The 26,203-nt window shown below is 34.4% G+C and carries 19 protein-coding genes and 2 pseudogenes; 8 read left to right on the forward strand and 13 right to left on the reverse strand.

Annotated elements, in window-relative coordinates; translation table 11 throughout:
- Both ACGH6Q_RS10165 and ACGH6Q_RS10170 read left to right on the forward strand, forming a co-directional pair.
- A pseudogene (locus ACGH6Q_RS10165) lies at positions 1-91 on the forward strand (elongation factor Tu); the annotation flags it as partial.
- A 407-nt stretch (positions 92-498) separates the two neighbouring features.
- A pseudogene (locus ACGH6Q_RS10170) lies at positions 499-1,461 on the forward strand (aldo/keto reductase).
- Between the two features lie 368 nt (positions 1,462-1,829).
- Here the strand turns inward: ACGH6Q_RS10170 and gyrB are convergent.
- The 7 genes from gyrB to ACGH6Q_RS10205 all read right to left on the reverse strand — a co-directional run bounded on the left by gyrB (position 1,830) and on the right by ACGH6Q_RS10205 (position 11,110).
- Positions 1,830-4,241 carry a DNA topoisomerase (ATP-hydrolyzing) subunit B gene (gene gyrB / locus ACGH6Q_RS10175; RefSeq protein WP_411592741.1) on the reverse strand — a complete coding sequence of 804 codons (2,412 nt, stop codon included), beginning with the start codon at positions 4,239-4,241 and terminating at the stop codon, positions 1,830-1,832.
- A gap of 42 nt (positions 4,242-4,283) precedes the next feature.
- A complete protein-coding gene (gene recF, locus ACGH6Q_RS10180) occupies positions 4,284-5,357 on the reverse strand; it encodes a DNA replication/repair protein RecF (RefSeq protein ID WP_296300522.1) in 1,074 nt (357 codons plus the stop codon).
- A gap of 48 nt (positions 5,358-5,405) precedes the next feature.
- On the reverse strand, positions 5,406-6,509 hold the full coding sequence (dnaN, locus tag ACGH6Q_RS10185) for a DNA polymerase III subunit beta (protein ID WP_065589226.1): 1,104 nt from the start codon (positions 6,507-6,509) through the stop codon (positions 5,406-5,408).
- Positions 6,510-6,523: 14 nt separating this feature from the next.
- Positions 6,524-7,882: a chromosomal replication initiator protein DnaA gene (gene dnaA / locus ACGH6Q_RS10190; protein ID WP_034914300.1), complete on the reverse strand. Its 1,359-nt coding sequence runs from the start codon at positions 7,880-7,882 to the stop codon at positions 6,524-6,526.
- 165 nt (positions 7,883-8,047) lie between these two features.
- A complete protein-coding gene (ompA, locus tag ACGH6Q_RS10195) occupies positions 8,048-9,142 on the reverse strand; it encodes a porin OmpA (protein ID WP_411592742.1) in 1,095 nt (364 codons plus the stop codon).
- Positions 9,143-9,336: 194 nt separating this feature from the next.
- Positions 9,337-10,245, reverse strand: a complete 909-nt coding sequence (locus tag ACGH6Q_RS10200; protein ID WP_411592743.1) for a recombination-associated protein RdgC — start codon at positions 10,243-10,245, stop codon at positions 9,337-9,339.
- 115 nt (positions 10,246-10,360) lie between these two features.
- Positions 10,361-11,110, reverse strand: coding sequence for a MipA/OmpV family protein (locus tag ACGH6Q_RS10205; protein ID WP_411592744.1), 750 nt, complete (start codon positions 11,108-11,110; stop codon positions 10,361-10,363).
- Positions 11,111-11,290: 180 nt separating this feature from the next.
- On the opposite strand from ACGH6Q_RS10205, the gene ACGH6Q_RS10210 reads away from it, so the two are divergent.
- From ACGH6Q_RS10210 to ACGH6Q_RS10220, 3 genes are all read left to right on the forward strand, one after another.
- Entirely contained in the window at positions 11,291-12,700 is a 1,410-nt protein-coding gene (locus ACGH6Q_RS10210) for an aspartate aminotransferase family protein (RefSeq protein WP_141671132.1), read from the forward strand.
- 73 nt (positions 12,701-12,773) lie between these two features.
- Positions 12,774-13,823, forward strand: coding sequence for a GNAT family N-acetyltransferase (locus ACGH6Q_RS10215; protein ID WP_411592745.1), 1,050 nt, complete (start codon positions 12,774-12,776; stop codon positions 13,821-13,823).
- Positions 13,820-14,692, forward strand: a complete 873-nt coding sequence (locus ACGH6Q_RS10220) for an arginase family protein (protein ID WP_296300527.1) — start codon at positions 13,820-13,822, stop codon at positions 14,690-14,692. Before ACGH6Q_RS10215 ends, ACGH6Q_RS10220 begins: the two co-directional genes overlap by 4 nt.
- 77 nt (positions 14,693-14,769) lie before the next feature.
- On the opposite strand, the gene ACGH6Q_RS10225 is transcribed toward ACGH6Q_RS10220, so the two are convergent.
- From ACGH6Q_RS10225 to ACGH6Q_RS10240, 4 genes are read right to left on the reverse strand one after another with little or no spacing between them, the layout of a single operon-like run.
- The gene (locus ACGH6Q_RS10225; RefSeq protein ID WP_411592746.1) at positions 14,770-15,171 is read right to left on the reverse strand and encodes a DMT family transporter; all 402 of its coding nucleotides are present in this window, start codon (positions 15,169-15,171) and stop codon (positions 14,770-14,772) included.
- Position 15,172: 1 nt separating this feature from the next.
- Positions 15,173-15,529 carry an EamA family transporter gene (locus ACGH6Q_RS10230; RefSeq protein ID WP_034914277.1) on the reverse strand — a complete coding sequence of 119 codons (357 nt, stop codon included), beginning with the start codon at positions 15,527-15,529 and terminating at the stop codon, positions 15,173-15,175.
- Entirely contained in the window at positions 15,529-16,362 is an 834-nt protein-coding gene (locus ACGH6Q_RS10235) for an alpha/beta hydrolase (RefSeq protein WP_034914274.1), read from the reverse strand. Before ACGH6Q_RS10235 ends, ACGH6Q_RS10230 begins: the two co-directional genes overlap by 1 nt.
- A 10-nt stretch (positions 16,363-16,372) precedes the next feature.
- Positions 16,373-17,149 carry an MtnX-like HAD-IB family phosphatase gene (locus tag ACGH6Q_RS10240; protein ID WP_202983973.1) on the reverse strand — a complete coding sequence of 259 codons (777 nt, stop codon included), beginning with the start codon at positions 17,147-17,149 and terminating at the stop codon, positions 16,373-16,375.
- A 110-nt stretch (positions 17,150-17,259) separates the two neighbouring features.
- Here ACGH6Q_RS10240 and ACGH6Q_RS10245 point away from each other — a divergent pair, with 110 nt between their 5' ends.
- The 3 genes from ACGH6Q_RS10245 to glnS all read left to right on the forward strand — a co-directional run bounded on the left by ACGH6Q_RS10245 (position 17,260) and on the right by glnS (position 21,267).
- Positions 17,260-17,988, forward strand: a complete 729-nt coding sequence (locus tag ACGH6Q_RS10245) for a winged helix-turn-helix domain-containing protein (protein ID WP_034914270.1) — start codon at positions 17,260-17,262, stop codon at positions 17,986-17,988.
- A complete protein-coding gene (locus tag ACGH6Q_RS10250; protein ID WP_174799347.1) occupies positions 17,985-19,328 on the forward strand; it encodes an ATP-binding protein in 1,344 nt (447 codons plus the stop codon). Before ACGH6Q_RS10245 ends, ACGH6Q_RS10250 begins: the two co-directional genes overlap by 4 nt.
- Before the next feature lie 262 nt (positions 19,329-19,590).
- The gene (gene glnS, locus ACGH6Q_RS10255; RefSeq protein ID WP_411592747.1) at positions 19,591-21,267 is read left to right on the forward strand and encodes a glutamine--tRNA ligase; all 1,677 of its coding nucleotides are present in this window, start codon (positions 19,591-19,593) and stop codon (positions 21,265-21,267) included.
- Between the two features lie 179 nt (positions 21,268-21,446).
- On the opposite strand, the gene ACGH6Q_RS10260 is transcribed toward glnS, so the two are convergent.
- Both ACGH6Q_RS10260 and ACGH6Q_RS10265 read right to left on the reverse strand, forming a co-directional pair.
- The gene (locus ACGH6Q_RS10260; protein ID WP_297224016.1) at positions 21,447-22,817 is read right to left on the reverse strand and encodes a DUF3999 family protein; all 1,371 of its coding nucleotides are present in this window, start codon (positions 22,815-22,817) and stop codon (positions 21,447-21,449) included.
- 129 nt (positions 22,818-22,946) lie between these two features.
- A complete protein-coding gene (locus ACGH6Q_RS10265) occupies positions 22,947-25,943 on the reverse strand; it encodes a DUF2339 domain-containing protein (protein ID WP_411592748.1) in 2,997 nt (998 codons plus the stop codon).
- Positions 25,944-26,203: the final 260 nt, after the last annotated feature.

Raw genomic sequence — 26,203 nt, forward strand, 5'->3', positions numbered from 1 at the left:
CCCAATCGCAATGGCAGACGGCTTACGTTTTGCGATTCGTGAAGGTGGTCGTACTGTTGGTGCGGGTGTTGTTGCTAAAGTTATTAAGTAATCAAACTTACCGTAATAAAGAGCAACTATTGATGCTCTTTATAATCAGTAAAAAAGGTGCATTTAGGTGTGCCTTTTTTATTTTTTAATCCAAAATTACATATATACTTAAAGTTAATTAACCGTAGTAACCTTATATTTTCTACAGCATTATAAAACGTCAAGCCTCGAACATATTTCCGTTAAAAGAAAGCCTTTAGCCAATTATTCTAAATGTCTATTAATACTTTTACTATTAACAGTTATACATAAGGTTGTTATTAGTGAATTTAATTCATGATACTATCAATTAGAAACTTATTTATTTCAATAAATATAAGGGTTAGAATAATTTATCGAAAATATATTATTCGCTTATTGTTAGAAGGATAAAGTTTATTCAAATTAATTTTTACAAGGGAGGATTTTATGGAATATTTACAACTTGGCAACTCTGAGATTAAAGTGTCTCGTCTTTGTTTAGGATGTATGAGTTTTGGTGATCCTGCCAGTAAAATGCATGCATGGACACTTAATCCCGATCAAAGCGAAACAATTATTAAACATGCACTAGATTTAGGAATTAATTTTATTGACACTGCCAACACTTATTCTGCCGGTACAAGCGAAGAATATTTAGGACGGGCAATCAAAAAAAATATCGCTCGCGACAAAGTCATATTGGCAACAAAAGTCTATTTTAACGAAGGACACCTATCAAAAGCCGCCATTGAAAGGGAAATAGACGGATCGCTTAAACGACTTGGCACTGACTATGTTGATTTATACATCATTCATCGCTTTGACGATACAACACCAATGGAAGAAACAATGCAAGCTTTACACAATCTTGTCAAGGCAGGAAAAGTCAGAGCTTTAGGAGCTTCTGCTATGTATTGATACCAATTTTATAACATGCAACTTGTGGCAAAGCAAAACGGTTGGACGCCTTTTATTTCTATGCAAAATCACTACAATTTACTATATCGTGAAGACGAACGTGAGCTTATTCCTATCTGCCAACAATTTAATGTCTCTTTAACACCCTATAGCCCTTTAGCCGCAGGCAGACTTGCTCGTTTAGAGTGGCAAGCCGACACCTTACGCAGCCAAGCCGACCAAGTCGCCAAGTCTAAATATGACAGCACGCAAAAAGCCGATACCAGCATTGTACAAAAGGTTAATGAACTTGCCGAAAAATATGGGGTAACCATGACACAAATAGCACTAGCGTGGCAATTTGCTAAAGGAGTGACAGCACCAATTATTGGAGCGACTAAAACTAAATATCTTGATGATGCAGTTGGAGCTATTAAGGTTTCGTTATCGGAAGATGATATTGCTTATTTAGAAGAGCCGTATATACCGCATCGTATTGTTGGGGCGCTTTAATTTGTGAAATAAGATGATTACGAAGAAGTTAGCAAACTTTTTAGCCATTTGATGAAATAAATAACAGTATGATTTTGGGGGAATTTGTCCCTCCCTAATGTAGTAGTTAAGTTTTCTGACACAGCTAATTAGTTTTATTCCAACAATAAAAGAGAATATACCCATTCTCTATTTAACGTATCAAGCAAGCATTTAAAAATAACCGCAATCACAGAGTCGCTGGAGTTGTTTTTTTTAGCATAGAAGAATTCCTCCTATAATGGACTCCTCTCTATTAGATCAAAGAGCTCGCCAAAAAGCGAGTTCATTGTCATCAATCTGAAACCAGACATTATGTCTGATTTTTTTACTTTTTATCACGACAATATTTAAAAATCTAAATTCGCCGCTTTAAGGGCATTTTCTTCAATAAATAGTCGGCGTGGCTCAACTTCATCACCCATTAATGTGGTAAATAATTGATCCGCTTCAATTGCATCTTTTATGGTGACTTGCAACATGCGGCGGCTAGTTGGATCCATTGTGGTTTCCCATAACTGTTCTGGGTTCATTTCACCTAGTCCTTTATAACGCTGAATAGTTAATCCACGACGTGATTCTTTAATTAACCAATCAACAGCTTCATCAAAAGATTCTACGGGTTGTTTGCGTTCTCCACGTTGAATAAAGGCGCTGTCTTCAAGTAGATCTTTTAATTGTGCACCAAGGTGGCAGATATTACGGTATTCATTACTATGGATGAATACTTGATCTAATGGATAATTAGTATCTACACCATGAGTTTTTACTTTAATGATTGGCACATATAGTTGTGCTTTTTCATTATATTCAGCTGAATAAAGGTAGCTGCTACCATGTTGTTCTTTATTTGATAGTTTTTCAACAAGGGTTTTTGCCCAATTTTCGGCTTGTTGTTGGTTTTGTAAAATACTTTCGTTTAATACATCATGATAAACCAATTCCGATAACAACGCTTTTGGATAGCGACGTTCCATTTTTGTAATAAGTTTTTCGACTTTTTGATATTCAGCAATTAGTTTTTCTAATGCTTCGCCTGCAAGTGCAGGTGCATGGTCATTGACATGTAACGATGCATCTTCAAGCGCTAAGGCAATTTGAAATTGCGTCATTGCCTCATCATCTTTGATATATTGTTCTTGTTTGCCTTTTTTGACTTTGTATAAAGGTGGCTGTGCAATATAAACATAACCTCGCTCAATGATTTCTGGCATTTGTCGGTAGAAGAATGTTAATAATAATGTTCGAATATGCGAGCCATCAACGTCGGCATCGGTCATGATAATAATACTGTGGTAACGCATTTTGTCTGGGTTATATTCATCACGGCCAATTCCACAACCTAATGCGGTAATTAGTGTTCCGACTTCTTGAGATGAGAGCATTTTGTCAAAACGGGCTTTTTCAACATTTAAAATTTTACCTTTAAGCGGTAAGATTGCTTGATTTTTGCGGTTGCGTCCCTGTTTTGCTGACCCCCCCGCAGAGTCCCCTTCCACTAAGTATAATTCAGATAAAGCTGGGTCTTTTTCTTGGCAATCAGCAAGTTTACCTGGTAATCCGCCTAAGTCTAAGGCGCCTTTTCGACGTGTCATTTCGCGCGCTTTACGGGCGGCTTCTCGTGCTCTTGCAGCATCGATGATTTTTCCGACAACAATTTTGGCATCACTTGGGTTTTCAAGTAGATATTCTGTTAACTTTTCGCCCATTACGGATTCAACGGCGGATTTTACTTCTGATGATACCAATTTGTCTTTGGTTTGTGATGAGAATTTTGGGTCAGGTACTTTAACTGATACTACCGCAATTAAACCCTCACGAGCATCATCACCCGTGGCGCTGATTTTGGCTTTTTTGCTGTATCCTTCAGCTTCCATATAGTTGTTTAATGTGCGCGTCATTGCTCCACGGAAACCCGCCAAGTGAGTACCGCCATCTCGTTGTGGAATGTTGTTAGTAAAGCAATAGATGTTTTCTTGGTAACCATCGTTCCATTGTAGTGCTACTTCAACACCAATACCGTCTTTTTCTGTGCTGAAGTAAAATATTTTAGGATGAATAGGATTTTTATTTTTGTTTAAGTATTCAACAAACGCTTGAATGCCACCTTCGTAGTGGTAATGTTCATTTTTGCCTGTGCGCTCATCAAGTAATCTTATTGATACGCCTGAGTTTAAGAATGATAATTCTCGTAGTCGTTTTGCTAATATTTCGTAGACAAACTCAATATTGGTAAATGTTTCTGGGCTTGGCCAGAAGCGTACATAGGTGCCAGATTCAGATGTTTCGCCAATTACTTTTAGGGGAGCTTGCGGGACACCTAAGTTATAAACTTGTTGGTGGATTTTTCCATCACGATAAATAACTAATTCTAATTTATCTGATAAGGCGTTAACAACTGAAACACCTACACCATGCAAACCTCCAGATACTTTGTAAGAATTATCATCAAATTTACCGCCAGCATGCAATACGGTCATGATAACTTCTGCTGCTGAAATACCTTCTTCTTCATGAATACCTGTTGGAATACCGCGACCATCGTCACGTACAGAAACAGAATTATCAGGGTGGATTGTTACTTCAATATGGTGACAATATCCAGCTAATGCTTCATCTATGGCATTATCAACAACTTCAAAAACCATATGGTGAAGTCCTGTACCATCATCAGTATCACCAATATACATACCTGGACGTTTACGGACAGCATCAAGCCCTTTGAGTACTTTAATGCTAGAAGAATCATAAGAATTGGACATGGATTTCTCGACTTTTTTGATTGTTTATATCGTTCTGTATATTTACGAAATTATACCAGATTTTATGTGAAAAATCTTATCATTTTCATCGATCATATGGGTAATTTGCGATTGGTTAACTGCAGTAATAAATACTTGTGAATTAGCTTGTTTTAAACGTTTGGCTAACAATTCGCGTTTATTGTTATCTAATTCAGATGCAAAATCATCAAGTAGGTAGATACAAGCTTGGGTATTTTGCTTAGAGTAATATTCACCTTGAGATAAACGTAATGCGCACATTAATAATTTTAATTGACCACGTGATAACAGATCTTCAACTGGAATGTTATCAACACGTAATCGAATATCTGCTTTATGTGGTCCGGCTGATGTGTAGTTAAGGAGTTTGTCTCGTTCATATTGTTTGCGTAATATTTCAGCATAATCAGTACCATGCTCCCAACCTTGGTAATATTGGCAATTAAGTTGGTATTCGGGTAAGAAATCATGGCAAGTTTGTATAATTTCAGGAAAAATATGTTGTGAGTAGTTTTCTCTAATGTGGCTAATTTTTTCAGCGATGGGCGCAAGTTCTTTGTCCCAAGGTAATAATTGATTATAACTATGGGATTGCTTTAATAATGCATTGCGTTGTTTAAATAAACGCTTTAAATTATTCCATAAATGAACAAATTCAGGGTGGTGATGAAAACATCCCCAATCAATAAATGCTCGGCGATATTTAGGTCCTCCAGTCAATAAATCAAATCCTTCAGGTGTGATTAGTTGAATGGGTAATAATTTGGCTAAATCGGTTAATCGATAACCTTCATCTCCATCTATTCTGATTTTATTATCATTATTACGCGATTTAGCAAGCCCAATTGAGTGATTTTGTTGATTGGCTGTGTTTAGTTCGCTGAATAATATTAGTTCTGGCTGTTCGTGTTGAATAATTCGATTAGATTGAGTGTGTCTAAATGCACGACCATGACCAAGCATATAAATAGCTTCAAGTAAGCTCGTTTTTCCACTCCCGTTATCGCCAACAATGAAGTTGAAATGTGGCGATAAAGATAATTGTGCATAACTAATATTACGAAAATGATGAACTTTAATTTTTGAAAGAGTCATATGCTTTAAATTATTCCGGACGAAGCCGGAATATTAAGTAAGATTGGATTATAAGCGCATTGGCATAACAACATAAGTTGCTGTCTGATTATTGATATCTTCTATTTGTACACTTGATGTTGCATCGGTTAATAATAGCTGTACGCTATCACATTTCAATGTATTTAATATATCAAGTAGATAGGTTACATTGAAGCCAATTTCAAGCTCTGCGGATTCATATTTTACGTCAATAACTTCTTCTGCTTCTTCTTGTTCTGGGTTGTTTGCTGTAATCTTTATTTGATTGTTATGGACATAAAGTCGAATACCACGGAATTTTTCATTAGATAAGATCGCAACTCTTGATAGGGCGTTTCTGAGTTCTTCGCAAGATACTTCAAGTGGTTTATCTGGGTTGCGTGGCAATACTCGTTTGTAGTCAGGGAATCTTCCATCAATGAGTTTTGATGTGAAAGTGAAATCACCAAGATTAACCCGTAAGTTATTATTACCAATTTGCATATTGATTAATTCTTCGTTATCACTAACCAGTTTTGCAAGCTCTAGTACCCCTTTTCTTGGTAAAATGACAGAATGATTAGTTTTAGTATCTTGTTCAATAGGTTGTGAGCATAAAGCTAATCGATGTCCATCTGTTGCAACTGATTTTAGTAAACCATCTTCAATTTCAAATAACATGCCATTTAGGTAATATCTTACGTCTTGATTCGCCATTGAAAATTGTACTGCATCAATAAGGCGTTTAATCGTTTTTTGTGGAACTGAAAGTTCAACATCACTTTGCCAATTTTCTAAATTTGGAAAATCGGTAGCTGGTAGTGTTGATAATGAAAATTTACTACGTCCTGATTGAATCATCAATCGGTTATCGTCAACGCTTATCGAAATTTTGGCGTCATTAGGTAAGTTTCGACAGATATCAAGAAACTTTCTTGCTGGCACGGTTGTTGCGCCAGGTTCACTTGGTTCAATTAATGGTAGATGAGATATCATCTCTATTTCAAGATCAGTTCCTGTCATCGATAGCGTGTTATCACTCACTTGTAATAATAAATTCCCCAAAATTGGTAGTGTAGGGCGACTACTTAATGGTGCACTTACAAGTTGTAATGGCTTTATTAGTTTTTCACGATCTATAATAAATTTCATAGTATTGATTCTTTTTAAGTTGATAATGTTCGAATTAAATTGGAGTAATCTTCTTTAATGTTATTACTTTCTTCTTTTAACTCTGCGATCTTTCTACATGCATGTAATACAGTCGTGTGATCTCTTCCACCAAAGCCGTCACCGATTTCAGGTAGGCTTTTATTTGTGAGCTCTTTGGCAAGCGCCATTGCTACTTGCCGTGGTCTTGCCACAGAACGAGAACGACGTTTAGAAAGTAAATCTGATACTTTAATTTTATAATATTCGGCAACTGTCTTTTGTATATTTTCAATGGTGACAAGTTTTTCTTGTAAAGCGAGTAAATCTTTTAAGGCATCTTTAACAAAATCAATGGTAATGGCCTTACCAGTAAAATTAGCATTAGCGATAACCCGATTAAGAGCACCTTCTAATTCACGAACATTAGAGCGTAATCGTTTAGCAATAAAAAAAGCGACTTCTTCAGGTAATTTAATATGATTTTCCTCGGCTTTTTTCATTAAAATTGCAACCCGTGTTTCTAGTTCAGGTGGCTCAATTGCAATGGTTAGTCCCCAACCAAAACGTGATTTTAGTCGATCTTCAACGCCATTAATTTCTTTAGGATAGCGATCTGACGTTAAAATAATTTGCTGATTACCCTCTAATAAAGAGTTAAAGGTGTGGAAAAATTCTTCTTGAGATCGCTCTTTATTTGCAAAAAACTGAATGTCATCGATAAGTAAAGCATCAACAGAACGGTAGTAATTTTTAAATTCTTCGATAGCGTTATTTTGTAGTGCTTTGACCATGTCTTGCACAAAGCGCTCGGAATGCATGTAAACAACTTTGGCGTTGGCTTTTTTTGCCATTATTTGATTGCCAACTGCATGTAATAAATGCGTTTTACCTAAACCGGTGGAACCATATAAGAATAGTGGATTATAAGCTTTTCCTGGATTTTCAGCTACTTGTTTTGCAGCCGCAACAGCAAGTTGGTTTGATTTACCCTCAACAAAACTATTAAAAGTGTGCTTATGGTTAATACCTGAATGATACACATGATTATTATTGGTTTCTTTTGTTGTTTTCCATGCAGGAACAACCTCTGCTTTCTTTTGGTTATTTTGTTCTTTTTTATCTGCGGATACGGTTGAACCAACCTCAAGAAATAATTTTAGAGAATCGTCATTAATTAGTTTATTTAATAGTTGAGAAATAGTAGTTAAATATTTATTTCTTACCCAATCTAGGACAAATCTATTGGGCGCATAGATATAGAGTTTATTATCAACCATTTCCGCTTGCAACGGGCGAATCCATAAGTTGAATTCTGTTGTGGGGATTTCTTCTTGTAATTGAGAAAGGCAATCTTGCCAAATAGCGGTAGGCACGGCAACTCCTTTAACTTTGCTTACTAACAATATCGTGAAGTATTATAATCTTTTTTGTGGATAATTTGTAGATCTAAGGTAATATTTAATTTAGTTGTTAACAATAAAAATAAGAAAAACCCGGCTTATAACCGGGTCTTAATGAAGTATCTAAATAACAAAAAATTAATTTGTTTCATTAGTTACTTGAACTTCTTTCTCGTTAAGTGCTTTAACTTCAATTTCAACACGACGATCTGGAGCTAAACAAACTTTTAAGCTAGCACCACGAAGAGCATTACATTTTGTACCAGTAACTGGTTGAGATTTACCCACACCACGAGCACTAATTAGGTTAGAAGGAACACCTTTAGCAATTAAATATTTCATTACTGAGTTAGCACGTTGTTCTGATAGTTTTTGGTTATAACTAACTGAACCGATACGGTCAGTATGACCAATTACTACGATAGCGCTTTCAGTTGGGTTAAGTTTAACAAGATTTGTTAGTAAGTTGTCTAATGCTTGGCGACCTTCTTCTTTTAAGTCAGCTTTCGCATAAGCAAATAGTACATCTTCATTTAATACATAGCGGTTTACTTCAGTTTTTAATTCAACTGGTGCTGGAGTAGCTGGTGAACCTAAACGATAAGTAATACCCAAGCTTACAGTACCTGCGTCTGGAGATGCGTCAGTTTTAGTATGAATATGTTGAACATATTGGTATTCTAAACGAGTAGAGAAGTCTTCGTCGAAACGATAGTCAAGACCTAATGCATAAACTGGAGACAGGTCAGTTTTTGTACCATTGTCAAGTTTTTCATATTTTTTAACTAAGCCGCTATTTTTCCATTTAGCGATAGTAACCATACCACCTGCACGACCATAGATATCTAGTCCGTCAATGATAGGATAACTTAATTTACCAGTTAAAGAAACACCTTGTGCAGAAACTTTACTATGACCTACATCATAGCTTCTTCCTGCATAACTGAAAGATCTTTTATATTTAGCAGATCCTAACCAGTCGTAGCCTAATTCGAAAGCTAAGTAAGGATTTGCTTGGAAACCAAGGAAAGCCCCACCAGCAACGTTGCTACGGTTTGACGTGCTAATGCCAACGTCATCCCATACACGAACTTTATTTGCATCTAATCTATAAAGTTCTGACCAACCTAATTTAGCACCTGCATAAATAGTGTTGTCATCGTATGCTGCGTTAGCTGCAGTAGCTGTTAAACTTGCAACTGCGATTGCTAGAGCTAGAGTAGTTTTTTTCATTTTATTGCCTCAACTTATATGTTGTTATAGACGATGTTTAGTTTCTTTTATTGTTTAAAATTAATTTAAAGTAAAAAGAACAATACTTATTTTTATATAATTATGTTACCCATAATCTGATGTCAAGTATAGCATAGATAATAGGCAAATCTATAGTTATTGCAGTTACAATAAAAAAAATTTAGATAATTTTATCAAATAATTTTGTTAATTGTTATGTAAAAGTCATTAATAGTATTTGCTAATGCATTAGCCATAATAAAAAAGTCAGCTTCTAATCGCTTATTAAATTCATCTGAACCGATATCTTCGTTTTCATCCAAAATAGCAGAATCAAACTTAATTCGTTTAAATGTTAAGTCACTATTAACAATAAAGCTAACGCCTCTTTCATCAATAATTTTAATTTTAGTGATCCATTTCCCTGAATCGAAATGGACACGCATTTCATCACTGGTGATTTCTTGATTTCTACAGCTAATAATTCCATTTCCTTCAAGAGGATCTTTTAGTTCGGCTTGATCGCCTAATAAAAATGGTGGGAATTTTAGGTTTTCCTTAGCCCATGAGGTCATAACCTGTTCAAGTGGTTTATCAATCGATAAAGGGGTTAAAGCGAGTGAGCCAAGCTCTTTACGTAAAATCGCTAAGATATCTTCTGATTGTTTAAAGCTACTACAGTCAACAATAATGCGTTTATTATGCGTATCTAACCATAACCAATAATGATTATATTTACTAAAAGCCCTTGGCATTAGATCAATCATAACTTCATCTTTTAAAGTCGCCTTTTCGTTTTTAGTTAGTTTTCTGCTTAGTGCTTGTTCTTGTTTATCGATTTTTTCTAATAAAGCTTGTTTTATTACGGGTGCTGGTAATATTTTTGTTTCTTTTTTCATCCGTAATAATAAATGCCCTTGCATATCAACTATAAAATCATCTTGGTTATTATCATGATAAGGCGAAACCCAGCCCATTTTTGTGGTGTCTAAATTACCACATGGAGTAAAAGGGTGAGATTTTAGTGCTTTTTCTATTGCATCTTTATTAAGTAACGTGTCGCTATTAAGTTGGTAAATTATGGCATTTTTAAACCAAAGCATACTTTTCTATTTCCTGCATTTTTGTGATAAAGGGTTATTATTGTTTAAATAAGTAACAGCTTATAGAGAATAATAAACTGTCATTATTTAGTGATTGAGTATAAATGTATATTTATTAGAAGCTATAAGAAACACCCATATAAATCGAGGTTACAGTGCTATTGTCCACCATTGGGCTATCTGCCGCATCACCAGTTAATTTGTCAATATGAACACCACCAAATGTCGCAATATTTGGGGTTAATGAATATTGTGCAGCTAATTCAGCATAAGGTGTCAATGACGCATCAGCATTAAAGTATCGTAATCCTGAACGAGAGGTTTCTTTATGTGAAACACCATAATAATAATCATTGTGCTTATTATTAGCCCAATTTATACCGATGGTGGGCGCAACAATCAAATTGCCTTGCATATAAGGAACAGTATAATCAGCATTTACTAAAATACTATTACTTTCATTTAATACATCAGTTCCTACACTACTGGAAAAACTTCCCCAATTGGTATCAATAGAATACTCGATTTCTGCAAGTAATGTTGAATGGCGACTATCAAGTAGCCTTAATTGGTGGTTATCTGAATCATGTGGCTTAAATTCGTTAGATAAATAACGTGCGCCAATAGAGACGCTTTGATTGTCTTGATTATAAGCATAAATACCTGCCGACAGGTCATCGATAAAAAACAGACCATTATCATAATCAATATGAGGAATAGGGTAATAATTAGTACTATAACTTTTATAAGGTGAATTAGTCCACCCCACACCAACCCCGATAAAGGTAGAATCAGCTAATGCAATTTGGGTAACTCCTAAAGTTATTATTGATAAAATAGATAGTGTACAAAATGTTTTTTTCATTTTTCATACCCATATATAAAAGGTGATCACCTGTCGTTATTTATACTAATTTTATATCTTATTGATGGTTAGTTTTGTCGTCACACAATCTATACATTAATTGTACATTGTAACAAACAAATTTCCTGAATAATAATGCCACATTTTATCATGTTTGAATATAAATTAGTGAGACAACTTATGAGTAAACCAACTTTAGAAATGATTAATAGCCGTCCTGATGATGCTACTTTGTTAGCAGATGAGGCAAAATATTGTTCTTTCGGTGATACAGTGCATTATGTAGAACCACCAAAAATTTTTGATGGTTGTGAAGGTAGTTATATGTATGACAAAGAAGGCAAAGCTTTCCTTGATCTGCAAATGTGGTATTCTGCATGTAACTTCGGTTATGCCAATGAGCGTTTAAATAATGTTCTTAAAAAGCAAATTGATACCTTACCACAATGTGCTAGCCAATATTTACACCCAACTAAAATTGAATTAGCTAAAACTATTGCTCAAGGTATGGAAAAGCGATTTGGTTATGAAGGGCGGGTACATTTCAATGTAGGTGGTTCACAGTGTATTGAAGACTCTTTAAAAGTTGTTCGTAATGCTACTGGTGGTAAATCATTAATGTTCGCTTTCCAAGGTGGATACCATGGCCGAACTCTAGGTGCTTCATCAATTACATCAAGTTATCGTTATCGTCGTCGCTATGGTCATTTTGGTGATCGTGCTATGTTTGTTCCATTCCCATATCCTTTCCGTCGTCCAAAAGGCATGACAGCAGAAGAGTATGGTGAACATTTAGTCGCAGAATTTGCGCGTTTATTTGAAACTGAATACCACGGTGTTTGGGATCCAAAAGTTGGGCAAGCTGAATATGCAGCGTTCTATGCTGAACCTTTACAGGCAACAGGTGGTTATATTGTTCCTCCTCGTAATTACTTTAAAGGACTTAAAAAAGTTTTAGATCAGTATGGTATTTTATTGGTGGTTGATGAAATCCAAATGGGCTTTTATCGTACAGGTAAACTTTGGTCAATTGAACACTTTGATGTTAAACCTGATGTTGTTGTTTTTGCTAAAGCATTAACTAATGGTCTTAATCCACTAGGTGGTTTATGGGCGCGTGAAGAATTAATCAATCCTCAAGTATTCCCTGTTGGCTCAACCCACTCAACTTTTGCATCAAATCCATTAGGTACAGCTGTTGGTCTTGAAGTATTAAAAATGACTTCTGAAACAGATTACGAAAAAATGGTAATGGATAGTGGTGCTTATTTCCTTGAGGGTTTAAAAACACTTGAGAAGAAACATAAAGAAATTGGTGAAGTTGATGGTTTAGGCTTGGCACTTCGCGCAGAAATTTGTACAGAAGATGGCTTTACAGCTAATAAAGCCTTAGTTGACAAAATGGTTGATATTGGTATGTCAGGTGATCTTGATTGGAAAGGTACCAAAATGGGATTAGTGCTTGATATTGGTGGTTACTATAAAAATGTGATTACTTTTGCACCATCATTACACATTTCTCGTCAGGAAATTGATCAAGGTATTGAACTTCTAGATCAGTTAATTACCCGAGCGAAAAAAGAACTTTAATTGTTTGATCTTCATAATCCCGTCAATGTCTATTGGCGGGATTATGTGTTACAGCCAATCATAGATTTACCTTATGAAATACCTTAATCAGTTAGAACCTAATGAATTAATAGACAATTTTTTAGCTCATCCTCCGCAAGATTTTTCAGCATGGCTGAGCGAAGATGGTGTGCCTATTTTTTCTGCTAAGTTTGATCTTCTTACTACTGCAGATGATGATTTCAGGCATAAAGTTCAGAAACTTCCTTTTTATAATAAATGGCGGCGTTATTTACAACCTCATACTTGTTTTGTTGGTGCTACTGTTACGGAATATGCATTATTAACTGATAACGTTGATGCGAATCAATTGGCTGAACACCTTAAAGCAGCTTATGCTAAGCAGTATCCTTTTTTTATTGTTAAAGATATTCCTGTTGCTTCTCCTTTACTAAACGAAAAAGACAACCATTATTCAATGGATTTTATTTCGTCATTAAAAGAAAATGGTTTTATAGAAGTTGAAGGGCAGGCATTAGCTTGGGTTCCGATTGACTTTGCAAATATGGACGAGGTTTTTTTACGGTTTTCTTATAGCCGACGTAAAAATTTTAGAAGAAAATTAAGATCACGTGAAAAATTAAATATTAATGTTTTGCATAGTGGTGATGATTGTTTTTTTAATGATACTGTTCTAGATGAGTATTATCAATTGTATCTTAATGTTTATCAGCAAAGTGAAATACATTTTGACTTATTGACCAAACCATTTTTCACCCAACTATTACAATGTAAAACCCAAAATGCACATATAGTGACTTATCACTATAATGATAGGTTAGTGGGGTTCAATATTTGTTTTGTTGTTAATAATATGCTAGTTGATAAATATATCGGTATGGTTTATCCACAGGCAAGGGAACTTAATCTCTATTTTGTAAGTTGGTTTGTTAATCTTGAATATGCTTTACAGCAAGGTCTTAGTCACTATATTGCAGGTTGGACTGATCCCGAAGTAAAAGCTTCGTTAGGTGCAAAATTCACCTTTACTAAACATCTTGTCTATATTCGCAACCCATTATTAAGAACCGTATTGCGTAGATTCATTGGTCATTTTGAAAGTGACAAGGAGAAAGTAACATGACATGTCCTATTATTCTCAATTTTGATAGAAGTGTTGGTGAAATTTGTCATGCTAAAACGATTGATTTTACCCAATGGCAAGATGCGATTCGTTTTGGTTGTACTAAGAAAAAATTTCACCAATTTAATGATGTGTTACAGCAATCTTTACCTGAAAACCATGGCACGATATTAATGGGTAGTGGTGATTATCACCATATTTCATTATTACTGATTGAAAATCTAGCTAAACAATACTCTGCCGAGAATCCAATTCAAGTCGTAATTTTTGATAATCATCCAGACAATATGCGATATTTGTTTGGTATTCATTGTGGTTCATGGGTTAGTTATGTGGCAAGTTTGCCTTTTGTTAGTCATGTACATGTACTTGGTATTACGTCTCATGATATTGGGCTTTCTCATTTTTGGGAAAATAGATGGTCAGCGCTTTTTCATAAAAAGTTGACTTATTGGAGCTTGGAGGTCAATGTTGCATGGGCCAAAAAAATTGGTTTAGGACACGCTTTTCGACATTTTGCAACACCAGATGATCTTATTGCGAGCTTTTTATCAGAACAGTATCACAGTGCACAACCCGTTTACTTATCGATTGATAAAGATGCATTGAGCGAAGATGTAATTCATACCAATTGGGATCAAGGTAAGCTACAAACATATCATATTCTTGATACTATATCATCAATAAAACCTAGAATTATTGGTAGTGATATTACGGGAGAGCTATCTATATGGCAGCCATCAAATTGGTTCAAACGTTTACTCAGTTCGCTCGATAAACAACCTACCATATCGCCAGATAAGCTTATCAATTGGCAACGAGAGCAACATCAACTTAATTTAACCTTATTAAAGGCATTAGCAGTATAAACTGGCAAAAAAGTTTTAGGAAAGCAGGTATTTTAGGTATAAAGCCTTACCTACCTTCCCATTATTGTGATCAGAATTTAATGTTGATGATTGTGTAAATTTTGTTTAGATAATTTACTTTCTGCTAAAGCTAAAAAGAGAATACCTGAAACAATTAATATTGCACCTATTAACTTGAATAATGTAATAGGTTCGTGAAATAACCAGATTGAAACAATCATAACTGTCACAATTTCAAAGTGTGATGCAGCAAAAGCAGGACCTACAGGTGCTTTTTTTAATAATGTCATCCAAGTGAAGAAAGTAAGAATATATCCTACTATTGAAATATAAATCCAAGGATTGGTAAATACTCGGATTAACCATTGAATACTCATTTCTAATGGTTGAGCTTCGATAGCCGTTAATTTAAAACTACATTGCGCAATTGTGTCAAAAAAGAGCAATACAGAAAATCCAATTAAATAAAATCTAGCCATATTAAGACATTCCTACAAAAATGACACCAGCTGTAATTAATAGCATCCCAATTAAGCGATAAATAGTTAGTAATTCTTTAAAAATAATTCGACCAACTAACATAATCGTAATGATATTAAATGAAGCAAGTAATACGCCTTGAGAAAGAGGGACTAAGGTTAAAAAGGCTAACCATAATAAAAATTCAGCAATATAAGATATAACACCAACCCAAATCCACTTATTTTTCGATAAATCTAGCCAGTAGTACCAACCATCGCGATTATTTGGCGCGATGGCTGCAAATTTAAAAGCGACTTGTCCTAGCGTATCAAAACAGATATTACTAATCCAAAGTATAATAACTAATGGTGACATTATGCTTTTATTCCTTCTGCGATATTATCAAAGAACGATGCACACTCTTTGATTACTTCACGGCGTTGGCTGTCAATAGTAATTAAATGATAACTATCATTTAAGACCACTAATTTTGTTGAGCCTGATACTGATTTTTCAACTAATTTGGCATTAGTTTCTATATTGGCGATATCATCATTGCCTGAATGCATAATTAAACAAGGCGAAATTACTTTAGGTAATTGTTTGCGCATCTCTTTTGCCAATAACTGCATTTCGGCAAGTGCAGGAAACGGGTTACCAGCAAGCCCTGCTGATGCCGCATCGCCACTTAACATGCTTTCGGACACTACTGCGCGAATGCGTTCATCTTTAAGCCCATAAGGTGGTTTTTCAATGAAAACCTTTTTTTGAAAAATACCCAATTTTTTAAAATAGACTAATAAGAAGAAAAGTTTTTTTGCCCAAAATGGCATACTCCAACCATCATAACAAAATGTGGGGGCTAAAACGCCAACACCTTTAATTTGTTCAGGTCTATCGGCAGCAAGTTTTAGTGCAAGTAGCGCACCCATTGATAATCCAGCAACAAAAACATTATCTACATGCTGTGCTAAATAATCTGCGCCATCTTGTACGCTTTTATACCAATCTTGCCATGTTGTTTTACACAGATCTTCTTCAGTACCACAATGCCCAGCTAATTGGATTGCATAAACAGTAAATCCAGCTTTATTTAATCCATTAGCTAAAATGCGCATTTCATTAGGGGTACCAGTTAAACCATGAATCAAAAGTACGCCATTTTTGTTACCTGGTAGAAAGTAAGATAAATTTTGAATTGTACTCATTAATATTCCTTTATTTTACCATCATGACAGGGATAACGGCATGTTGTGCCCGTTTTAATGCCGAGGTTACATCTGCGAAACTAGTAATCTTACAATGTTCAATTTTATTTTTTTCACAATAATTAACTAACTTGTCTTTGGCAAAAACGAAATCAACATTATGTGATACGCAATAGTCTGATGTACCGTCACCAACATATAATATTTGCGAAAAGTGCTGTTGTTTTTTTACATGATTACATTTGCAATTGCCACTTTGCTTAATACAGTCCTTGTTTGCGTAAGGAAACTCAAGGCGCCAGCTGCGTGCGTTATTATGCATTAATTTATTAGCAAAAATTGGTAAATGTTCAATACCATGACGTTTTAAAATAAACTCAATGGCATAATCTAAACCGTCGCTGACCACATGAACGGGAATATTGTTCTGTTCGGTATAATGAATAAAAGCTTTAAAATCCATGTCTATTTCAATTTGTGATAAAACTTGATTGAGTTCATCTAAGCTTGCATCCATTAATGCAATTTGTTTACTCATACATTCTTGAGAGCCAATTTTACCGTTAACCCACAATTCTTCAAGCTCATCACAACCATTTTGACCAAAGTGGCTTAGTAAAGTATCGGTGACATCTTTAACACTAATCGTACCATCAAAATCACACAAAACAATTGGCGTGTGATTTTGTGGATAAGATGGATGAAAAAGATGGTTCGCTATTGATGAAAAAGTATTCATTTTGATAAAAAATAGTCTATTTATAGATATTGGCGTAAATTCTCTCATAGAGTTGCTATAAACTTTGTAGCCTCTTTGTATATATTTTGTAACGGGAAAAAAATTATCTGTATAATGAGGTATCTCTAGGTACAAGCTACAGTAATCGAGAACAGATAATGAGTGAACGTATATTAATCATTGAAGATGATCAGCGCTTAGCTAATTTAATTCAAGTTTATCTAATTCGGCAAGGATATCTTGTTGAATGGCATAATAGTGGAGAAGGGGCAGAAGAAAAGATTCAACAACTTAATCCCGATCTAGTTATTTTAGATGTAATGTTACCTGTAAAAACAGGTTTTGATATTTGTCGAGATATTCGTACATGGTTTAGTAATTTTATACTGATCATGACAGCAAGTGAAGATAATATTGATGAAATTGTTGGGCTTGAATTGGGAGCGGATGATTATTTAGCAAAACCAGTTGAACCCAGATTATTACTAGCGCGAATACGAGCTTTATTACGACGGAAACAGATAGAAACCGACAAAGACAATACGAAAGAGTTTGTTTTACCACAGAATAATAAAACTTTAATATTTGATAATCTAGTCATAGACGGTGAAAACCGAAAAGTACTCTTGCACGAGCAAGAAATTGATTTAACCACAGCCGAATTCGATCTGCTATGGTTGCTTGCTTATAATGCGGGAACTATTCTTTCTCGAGATGATATTTTTTCTCAAGTAAGAGGGATCGATTTTGATGGTAGCGATCGTTCTATTGATGCTCGTGTTTCAAGACTTCGTCGTAAATTACTCGATGATCCAGATAATCCGTCTCGCATAAAAACAGTGCGAGGAAAAGGCTACTTATTTATGCGAGAAGGAGAAAATCATTGAGTCAATTATTAGCCAAGCCGCTATTTTTTAATCGCCGTATTGTATTTTATCTAGTTATTTTACTTTTATTGCAAAGTATTATTGCTTATGGGGCTTTATTGGTTTTTGATTCATTACCTTCATCATTAACCGATATGCCAGATGATCATGTTGTATTTCGTGAATCTCAACGAGGTACAGTGAATCTGATTCGTATGCAAATTAAAGAACATAAAGATCGACCCCTTCAAGAAGTGGTTAATGAATTGCAACCTTATTTTGGCTACCCTATCGAAGTGTTACCAATTAACACACCGTTACCTGATACTGTGCTTAATGAGTTAAAAAAACTTGGTTTTTCTTATGATGGTGATAATGAGATTGTTTATATAGATTTAAAAGATGGCAATTTGCTTCAATTAGGCCCGATTGTAATGCGGGATATTTTGGCATCCAATACCATGTCCTTGACCATCTTTCTTGTTATTTGGGCTTTGTTTAGTGCTATTGTTTTTTTTATTTTAATTTATATGGCTTTTAGTGCCGTATGGAAGGATCTAGTTAATATCAGACAAACTGCCGAGCAGTTAGGGCAAGGTAATTTAAAAGCCCGAACCGAAAATGTTAAAGGTTGGTTATTTAAGCCGCTAGCAAATGTTTTAAATAATATGGGAACGCATATTGAACATCTAGTTGGTACCAATCAAACAATCTCTCATGCGATGGCTCATGAATTACGTACACCTCTTGCCCGTATGCGATTTGAACTTAGTATGCTTGAAGAGTCTACCGATGAAAAAGAGAGATTTTTGCTACAAAAAGGCATGAGTGATGATATTAATGAACTTGAGACATTAATCAATGCTAGTTTAAATTACTTTAAAATGCAGCAAAGCAATGTTGAATTAAACTTCACGAGGGTATCATTAAAACAGTGGAGTGAAAAAGTTTGCCAATCCTTAACATTATTTAAACCAAAAGGATTTGAACTAACTTGTAATAGCCAAGATGCATATGCAATGATTGATACTAATTTAGTTGAAACCATAGTTAAAAATTTGTTACTAAATGCTTTTAAGTATGCAGCACATAAAGCAGTTTTGAATATCACAAAACAAGAAAATCGAGTCATTCTTGAAATCGATGATGATGGTGTGGGCATTCCCTTTGATGCACGTGAAAAGATTTTTATGCCTTTTGCAAGACTTGATACGAGCCGAACTCGATCAACTGGAGGTTATGGACTCGGTTTAGCTTATGTAAAACTAATGGCAGAATTTCATAATGGTAAAGCCTTTGTTGTCACTAGCCCACTAGGTGGAGCAAGATTTGTGGTTTCATTGAAATCGGGTGATGAATAAAAATAATTAGTTGTATTTTTAGCGAAAACCGTCAGGTAGAGCTTTTATTTTATTTAATTTTTTATTTTTGTGTTTTTGCTAAAAAGATATGTTTTTTTGTTAAAAATAGCAGGGTTTAATCAAAGACTAATTTTGTCGATGGGAATCGTCTGTTTTCCATTTCAGAAATAAGAAAAATTTGTTATATTCGTTACATAATAAGCAATAATATAGCAAATATTCTCAATTTGTTATTAATAAATATATCACCAGAGGTTTTTTTATGAGCGGTTCATTACCGAGCGAAACAGATAATCGTCCATCTAATTTTATTCGCCAAATTATTGATGCTGATTTAGCAGCAGGAAAGTATAAAACTACGCACACACGTTTTCCTCCAGAGCCTAATGGTTATTTACATATTGGTCATGCTAAATCAATATGTTTAAATTTCGGTATTGCGCAAGATTATAAAGGTAAATGTAATTTACGTTTTGACGATACTAATCCAGCTAAAGAAGATATAGAGTATGTTGACTCGATTAAAGAAGATGTCCGTTGGTTAGGGTTTGAATGGGATGGTGAAATTTGTTACTCATCTGACTATTTCGACCAATTATATGAATATGCTATTGAGCTAATCAATAAAGGACTTGCTTATGTTGACGAGCTTTCAGCTGATGAAATCCGTGAATATCGAGGAACACTTACTCAACCGGGTAAAAATAGCCCTTATCGTGATCGTAGCATCGATGAAAATTTAGCGCTTTTTACCCAAATGAAAGAGGGCAAATTTGCCGAAGGAAAAGCATGTCTGCGTGCTAAAATTGACATGGCATCACCATTTATTGTGATGCGAGATCCAGTATTATATCGTATTAAATTTGCAGAACATCACCAAACAGGTAATAAATGGTGTATTTATCCAATGTACGATTTCACCCACTGTATTTCTGATGCGATCGAAAATATTACCCATTCGCTTTGTACACTTGAATTCCAAGACAATCGCCGTTTATACGACTGGGTATTAGATAATATTACAATCGAGGCACGGCCTCATCAGTATGAATTTTCAAGATTAAATCTTGAATATGCGATTACTTCAAAACGTAAATTAAATTTACTTGTGTCAGAAAAGATTGTTGATGGTTGGGATGATCCGCGTATGCCGACTGTTTCAGGCTTACGTCGTCGTGGTTATACACCAGCTTCGATCCGTGAATTTTGTCGCCGAATTGGTGTGACAAAACAAGAAAATACCGTAGAAATGAGTACTCTTGAGTTTTGTATTCGCGAAGATCTTAACGAAAATGCGCCTCGTGCTATGGCGGTGCTTGATCCGGTTAAAGTTGTCATTGAAAACTTCTCGGATACTATTGATGAAGTGCTTAATATGCCAAATCATCCAAATCGTCCTGAACTGGGTCATAGAGAAGTCACTTTCACTCGTGAAATCTATATTGATCGTGCGGATTTTCGAGAAGAAGCCAATAAAAATTACAAACGTTTAGTATTAGGTAAAGAAGTGCGATTGCGTAATGCCTATGTGATTCGAGCAGATCGAGTAGAAAAAGATGCCGAAGGTAATATTCAAACGATTTATTGTAGTTATGATCCAGCAACCTTAAATAAAAATCCTGAAGATGGCCGTAAAGTCAAAGGTGTAATTCATTGGGTTTCAGCCAAATTTGCAAAACCAGCCGAAATTCGCCTGTATGATCGTCTATTTAATACGCCAAATCCAGGTGCAGCAGAGGACTTTTTATCAACCATTAATCCTACCTCGTTAGTGATTAAGCAAGGTCTTGTTGAACCAAGTTTACAAAAAGCTCAGGCGGAGAAAGCTTATCAATTTGAACGAGAAGGTTATTTCTGTTTAGATAGCAAGTTTGCAACTGAAGATAAGCTAGTGTTTAACCGAACTGTAGGATTAAGAGATAGCTGGAACGAAGCGTAATTTAATATGCTACAATTCGCCGGCTTAAGTCGGCGAATGCTCGTTACCACAATGACTTAAGCCAAAATCAAAGCCTTTTATTGTCTCTATCATCTTACCTAATTAAAAATTATCAGTATTTAGATGTGTGGTGCACTCAATAGAGTAAATTTCTATTAAGTGCTTATTTCTAGTCATTTTTATGACTTTTTAACTTCGTTAAGTAATTTTAATGCAATAATAATTAATATGATAGCGCCAATAACTAAGCTAACCCAAATTAACCATTTAGGTAAAATTGAATCTCTTGTCGGATCATTATTTGCTTGGGATAATACTTTTTTACCTGCTAGTTTAATATTTTCACCAACAAAGGCTTGTGGCACATCAACTACAGATATTGAATCTGAAAGTAATGCTTTTTCACTTAACGATGCAGACGTTGCTTTTGCTGATCCCCAAGCTAAAATGAAGGGACCATTATTGGCGCTATTAAAAACAACACTCATACGATTGCGGTAAGCTGTTAGTTGTGGTGCTTCATCAAAGCTTGCGTTGATGGCTTTAATTTTTAATTGTTTAATAATTAATCCAGCACTGATATGTTGGCTATGATCATTGCTATCTATGTTTCGAATAATATAGTCATCAAGTTTATGCCATGTTTTATCTTTGTCATCGGTTTTATAATAGATGCTAGTAGGTAAAACCATACGTGGGTTTTGTAGCTTAATTGATAACTCTCTAACTGGTTGAGGTGATGGTAACTGATAAGTTGCTTCTTGACCATCTGATGATGTTAGTTCGAAGTTAATTGGGAAAAGAGCTAATTTTGGTGTTTCTTTTCTTGAAGTAAATTCAATTTTTTTGACGTTAGGAACTGTGGATTGATCTGACTTTAATAATAAAATCCAATAGCGTGCTTTGTAATTAGTGTTTGTTGGTATATCAATTGTATTTACTCTAAGTGACTGATTACTATTGTTATCAGTCAAAGACATCATTGGAACATTATTGAGTGCAGTTTGCCAATTACTTAAATCTTGGCTATAAAGCAATTTAGCAATTGCTTGCCAATTTTGATTTTCAGCTACATCAAAATCAATGGATAAACGACTTATGGCTTGTTCTAACTTAACATTTTCGGGAATTTGCAATAAATACCTTGCGGTATAGTCACCTTGGCTATTTGCTTTATCGAGATAGATTTGAACATCTTTATTGTTGATATTGATATTATACTGTTCAATCGCCATTTTGCTTTGATCTTCATCTTTGTTTTCATTTAACGCGTAAATAGCCACTGGAAAAGTTTGATTATTATCACTTTGCTGATAAACATTGACTAATGCATAAGGTACAGGCTGACCTTTTTGGTTAAAAATGCGAATATCATCTAATGAACTTGATAATGTTTGTGTATAAACATCATGAGTCAGTTCTATTCTGCTATACATGCTAGTATCGTTGGAGATATCAATCATGGCACCATAGGCATACTGGTTAGTTTTGTCTATCGCTTGGCTAAATCCACTTATTAATAACAACGAACTCAATAGAAATTTTTTCATAATTTTTTATCCATAATAATCAATGACATTCGCGAATTTTTATTTATTGTTATATTAAACTGAATGATATTATCAGAATGATTTCTGAAAACGTCATTGTTAAACTTAAACCTATTTTTTATAGTGTATTTATTCATCAGTATCACCATTTTTTAACTTAGGCGGTAATGGTGCTAAATACCCAATTAACAGCATTAATAACGCAACACCAATAAAGGCAAATGCACGAAGTAATCCATCAAGCTCACGGATATCTACAAATATTAATTTAATAATAACGATCACTTGAATAAATTCACCGCTATACCATATTTTCCGAAGTGAATAACGGTGTCCAATAGTCACCAATATTACTGCAGTTAACATCCAAAGTAATGATGCAGTCATTTGGACAATATTATTGTGCCATAAAGAATTAGCTGTCCAAGATATGTCAAACATTTGGCTTAAGCAGCGTAAAACGATACTGTTTCCCCAGAAAAAGGTTAAAACAATTAAAGGCACTAGAACCATATTAGGTAATGGTATTTTAAAGCTTGCAAGATTCATTATCCTGCTATTTAGTTGTAAATGGTTTATTGCAAGTTTTAACCAAACGCTAAACATCATTAAAGCAAAGATTGCACTTTCTTCAAGTGGATTAATGATAGGAACATAATTCCAATAAATGATTTGACCACTCATACCAAGCCCAACTATTAAATAAAATCCTAAATAGATAACAACAGGTAATAAACCTATCATCCAATAAGATTTAATTAATGATATTGTGGTCATAATTTGGCGTTTAATCAGTATATAAAATAGTAGAATAATGCTGCTAGCAATAGTTGCAGTTACACTCCATTTTATTACTTCGTATCCCCATGGTAATTGATTAAGTAAATGAGTAGATTCTCGTGTTATCCAGTATAAAATCATCCAAAATAAACTGATGTGTAACATATCAAATAAACGATAAGTATTTTGTTTATTTATTTTAAAACTACGATTTACAATACTGTTTGTGATAAGTGCCTTTCCAATATGTAAATAATAGTAAGCACTAACAAAGGCTATGATCCAAACCACGCCCCAAATGCCAGAGTTTAATAAATAGTAGGATTCGGCATAACTTTTAAATAAAGCTAGTAATATCATTAGCCATAAGGTTAACCCAGAATAACAAAGCTGATGCCAATTGATTTTTTTCCCAACGATATACCATAGCCATGAAGAAAAAGTGAAGCATAATAAAATTGGTAATACTTTTGATGTTGTATTGTCAATATGTAAATGAACACTTGATAAAATCCATATTACCCAAAATATAACAGCAACAGCGATAAACATCGTTTTAAGTAAATTATTTGTATTAATTCTACGACCATAGCAATGCCATAAACAGGCATTCACTAGCAAAATGGCACTTATAATACCAAGTAGTAGTGTAAGTGAGCTCGGATTTAATTGTTCACATTCGAAAGATATACAAGCTGAAACAATACCAAATAATGTAATTGCGACACCTAATAAAGCAGTACGATAATGTTTTTGCGAAAGCATAATCCAACTTAATGCTGTTCCTTCAAATAACCAAATTGTGGCAGTCCAATTGGCACTAAAGGCAAGTGGAATAGCCAACGTACTAAATGATAGACCAATGGCCAAGCCATAAAGCGAGATTTTTTTTGCTGAAGATTTCAACAAGCGCAGAATGAAATAAGAGCCAATAATATAAAACAGACCAAATGCCAATGATGAAAATGCAGGTCCAAATTCCCACTGATTGGTAATAGAATATTGTAATGCAAAACCGGATAACGGTGTGCCAAATAGTAAAATTAAATCAATAGCATTTTGATTATGTTCTTTATTAAAACTTCGAACCGAGAATAAAACAGCTAAAATACCATAAATTAACATATTGGCGATGATAAATATTTGGCATTCAATGTAAAACTCAGGGCGGAAATTACTCATTCCCCATAGTAGAGATATTACAAAGGTGAATAAAAATCCTAATAAATTAAGTATTCGCCAAGACTGCCAGATGCTAACAACTAAAATAGCACTGGAAATCATCAAATAATAACTAAATAAAGCAATATGATTGCCTGAACCATTGGATAGTAAAATCGGTGTCACATAACCGCCGATACAGGCTATAATTGCTAGACTCATAGCTCTTTGCAAAATGGAAAATAAAATGCTTGTTGAGCAAATAATTAACAAAATAGCAAACGTAATTAACATAGGTACAAGTTCGTATAACCTATAGGCGGCAAATATGGTCAGATATAAAATAGCAAAGGCACCGCCTTGTAATATTAAGGCGTAGATTTCTCGTTTATGTCTTAATTTCCAACCGATTCCTAACAAAACAAAACCTAATACTAAGGTTCCTAAGATTCTGATCTCAGGTGAAATATAATCATGTTCAATACTGTATTTAAATAGATAGGTTAGACCTAAAAATAAGATCACAATAGCAATTTTGGCAATTACATTGCCTTTAATTAACCAATTAAAAAAAATAAATAACGGATTGGGTCCAGTATTTGTAACTGGTCTGTATTGTGGGTTAAATGGATCTGCTGTTTGTAATGCAGCTTCATCAAGATTGATTTTTTCTTGTTCTGGAGTTTCTATCGCCAGAGATTCGCTAGCTAATGTTGGTAACTCTTCTTCCTGACTGAATTCTTGATATTGAGAATCGGGTTGTTCTACTGTTACTGAATCAAGTTGCATATTTTCTTGTAACAGGGCGGGTTCATTTTGCTCATTAAGTTGCAAAAGTCCATCGTTTAAATGGTTATTATTAGCTGCACAAGGTAAAGAAATTTCGGTTGGAGGCTCTATTTGAACAGCAATATCCGCTGTTTCTTCAGTAGTATTGCTATTTGAATATTCAAATTGCGAATTAGTATTATCGTGCTCAATATCCTCTTTTTCATCTGAATTTTCTTCTAACTCAGCCGAACTATTTTGTTGATAAAGTTGTTCTTTGAGTGATAAAAGGACCTCTTGTACCTCTGTTAACTGAATTCTTAACCGGACAATTTGATCTTTCAAACTAAAAAGATTAATAAATGCCACTATAATTATTACTACTGCGAAGAAGAAGAAATAAAAAAGAAATTCCATTCTAATTTTTCCTTATATTTTTTATTTCATGATTACTTATTTGTTTTTATAGTTAATTAAAATAATAAGTTAGTATTTTGCTGATGAACAGTAAATCAGTAATTAATCAATAAATCAATATGTTTGAATAAACTATCATTAGAGTAACTTGATAATAATTTGTTTTTTTTTTATTTAAAATTTTAGGGCGTGTTGATCTTTCGTGATTATTTTTTAGACGGCATGATGTGAGTTATAATAATTCTGTCAAAAACAACCAT

Source organism: Gilliamella sp. BG2 (assembly GCF_046635645.1).
Classification (GTDB): Bacteria; Pseudomonadota; Gammaproteobacteria; order Enterobacterales; family Orbaceae; genus Gilliamella; species Gilliamella bombi.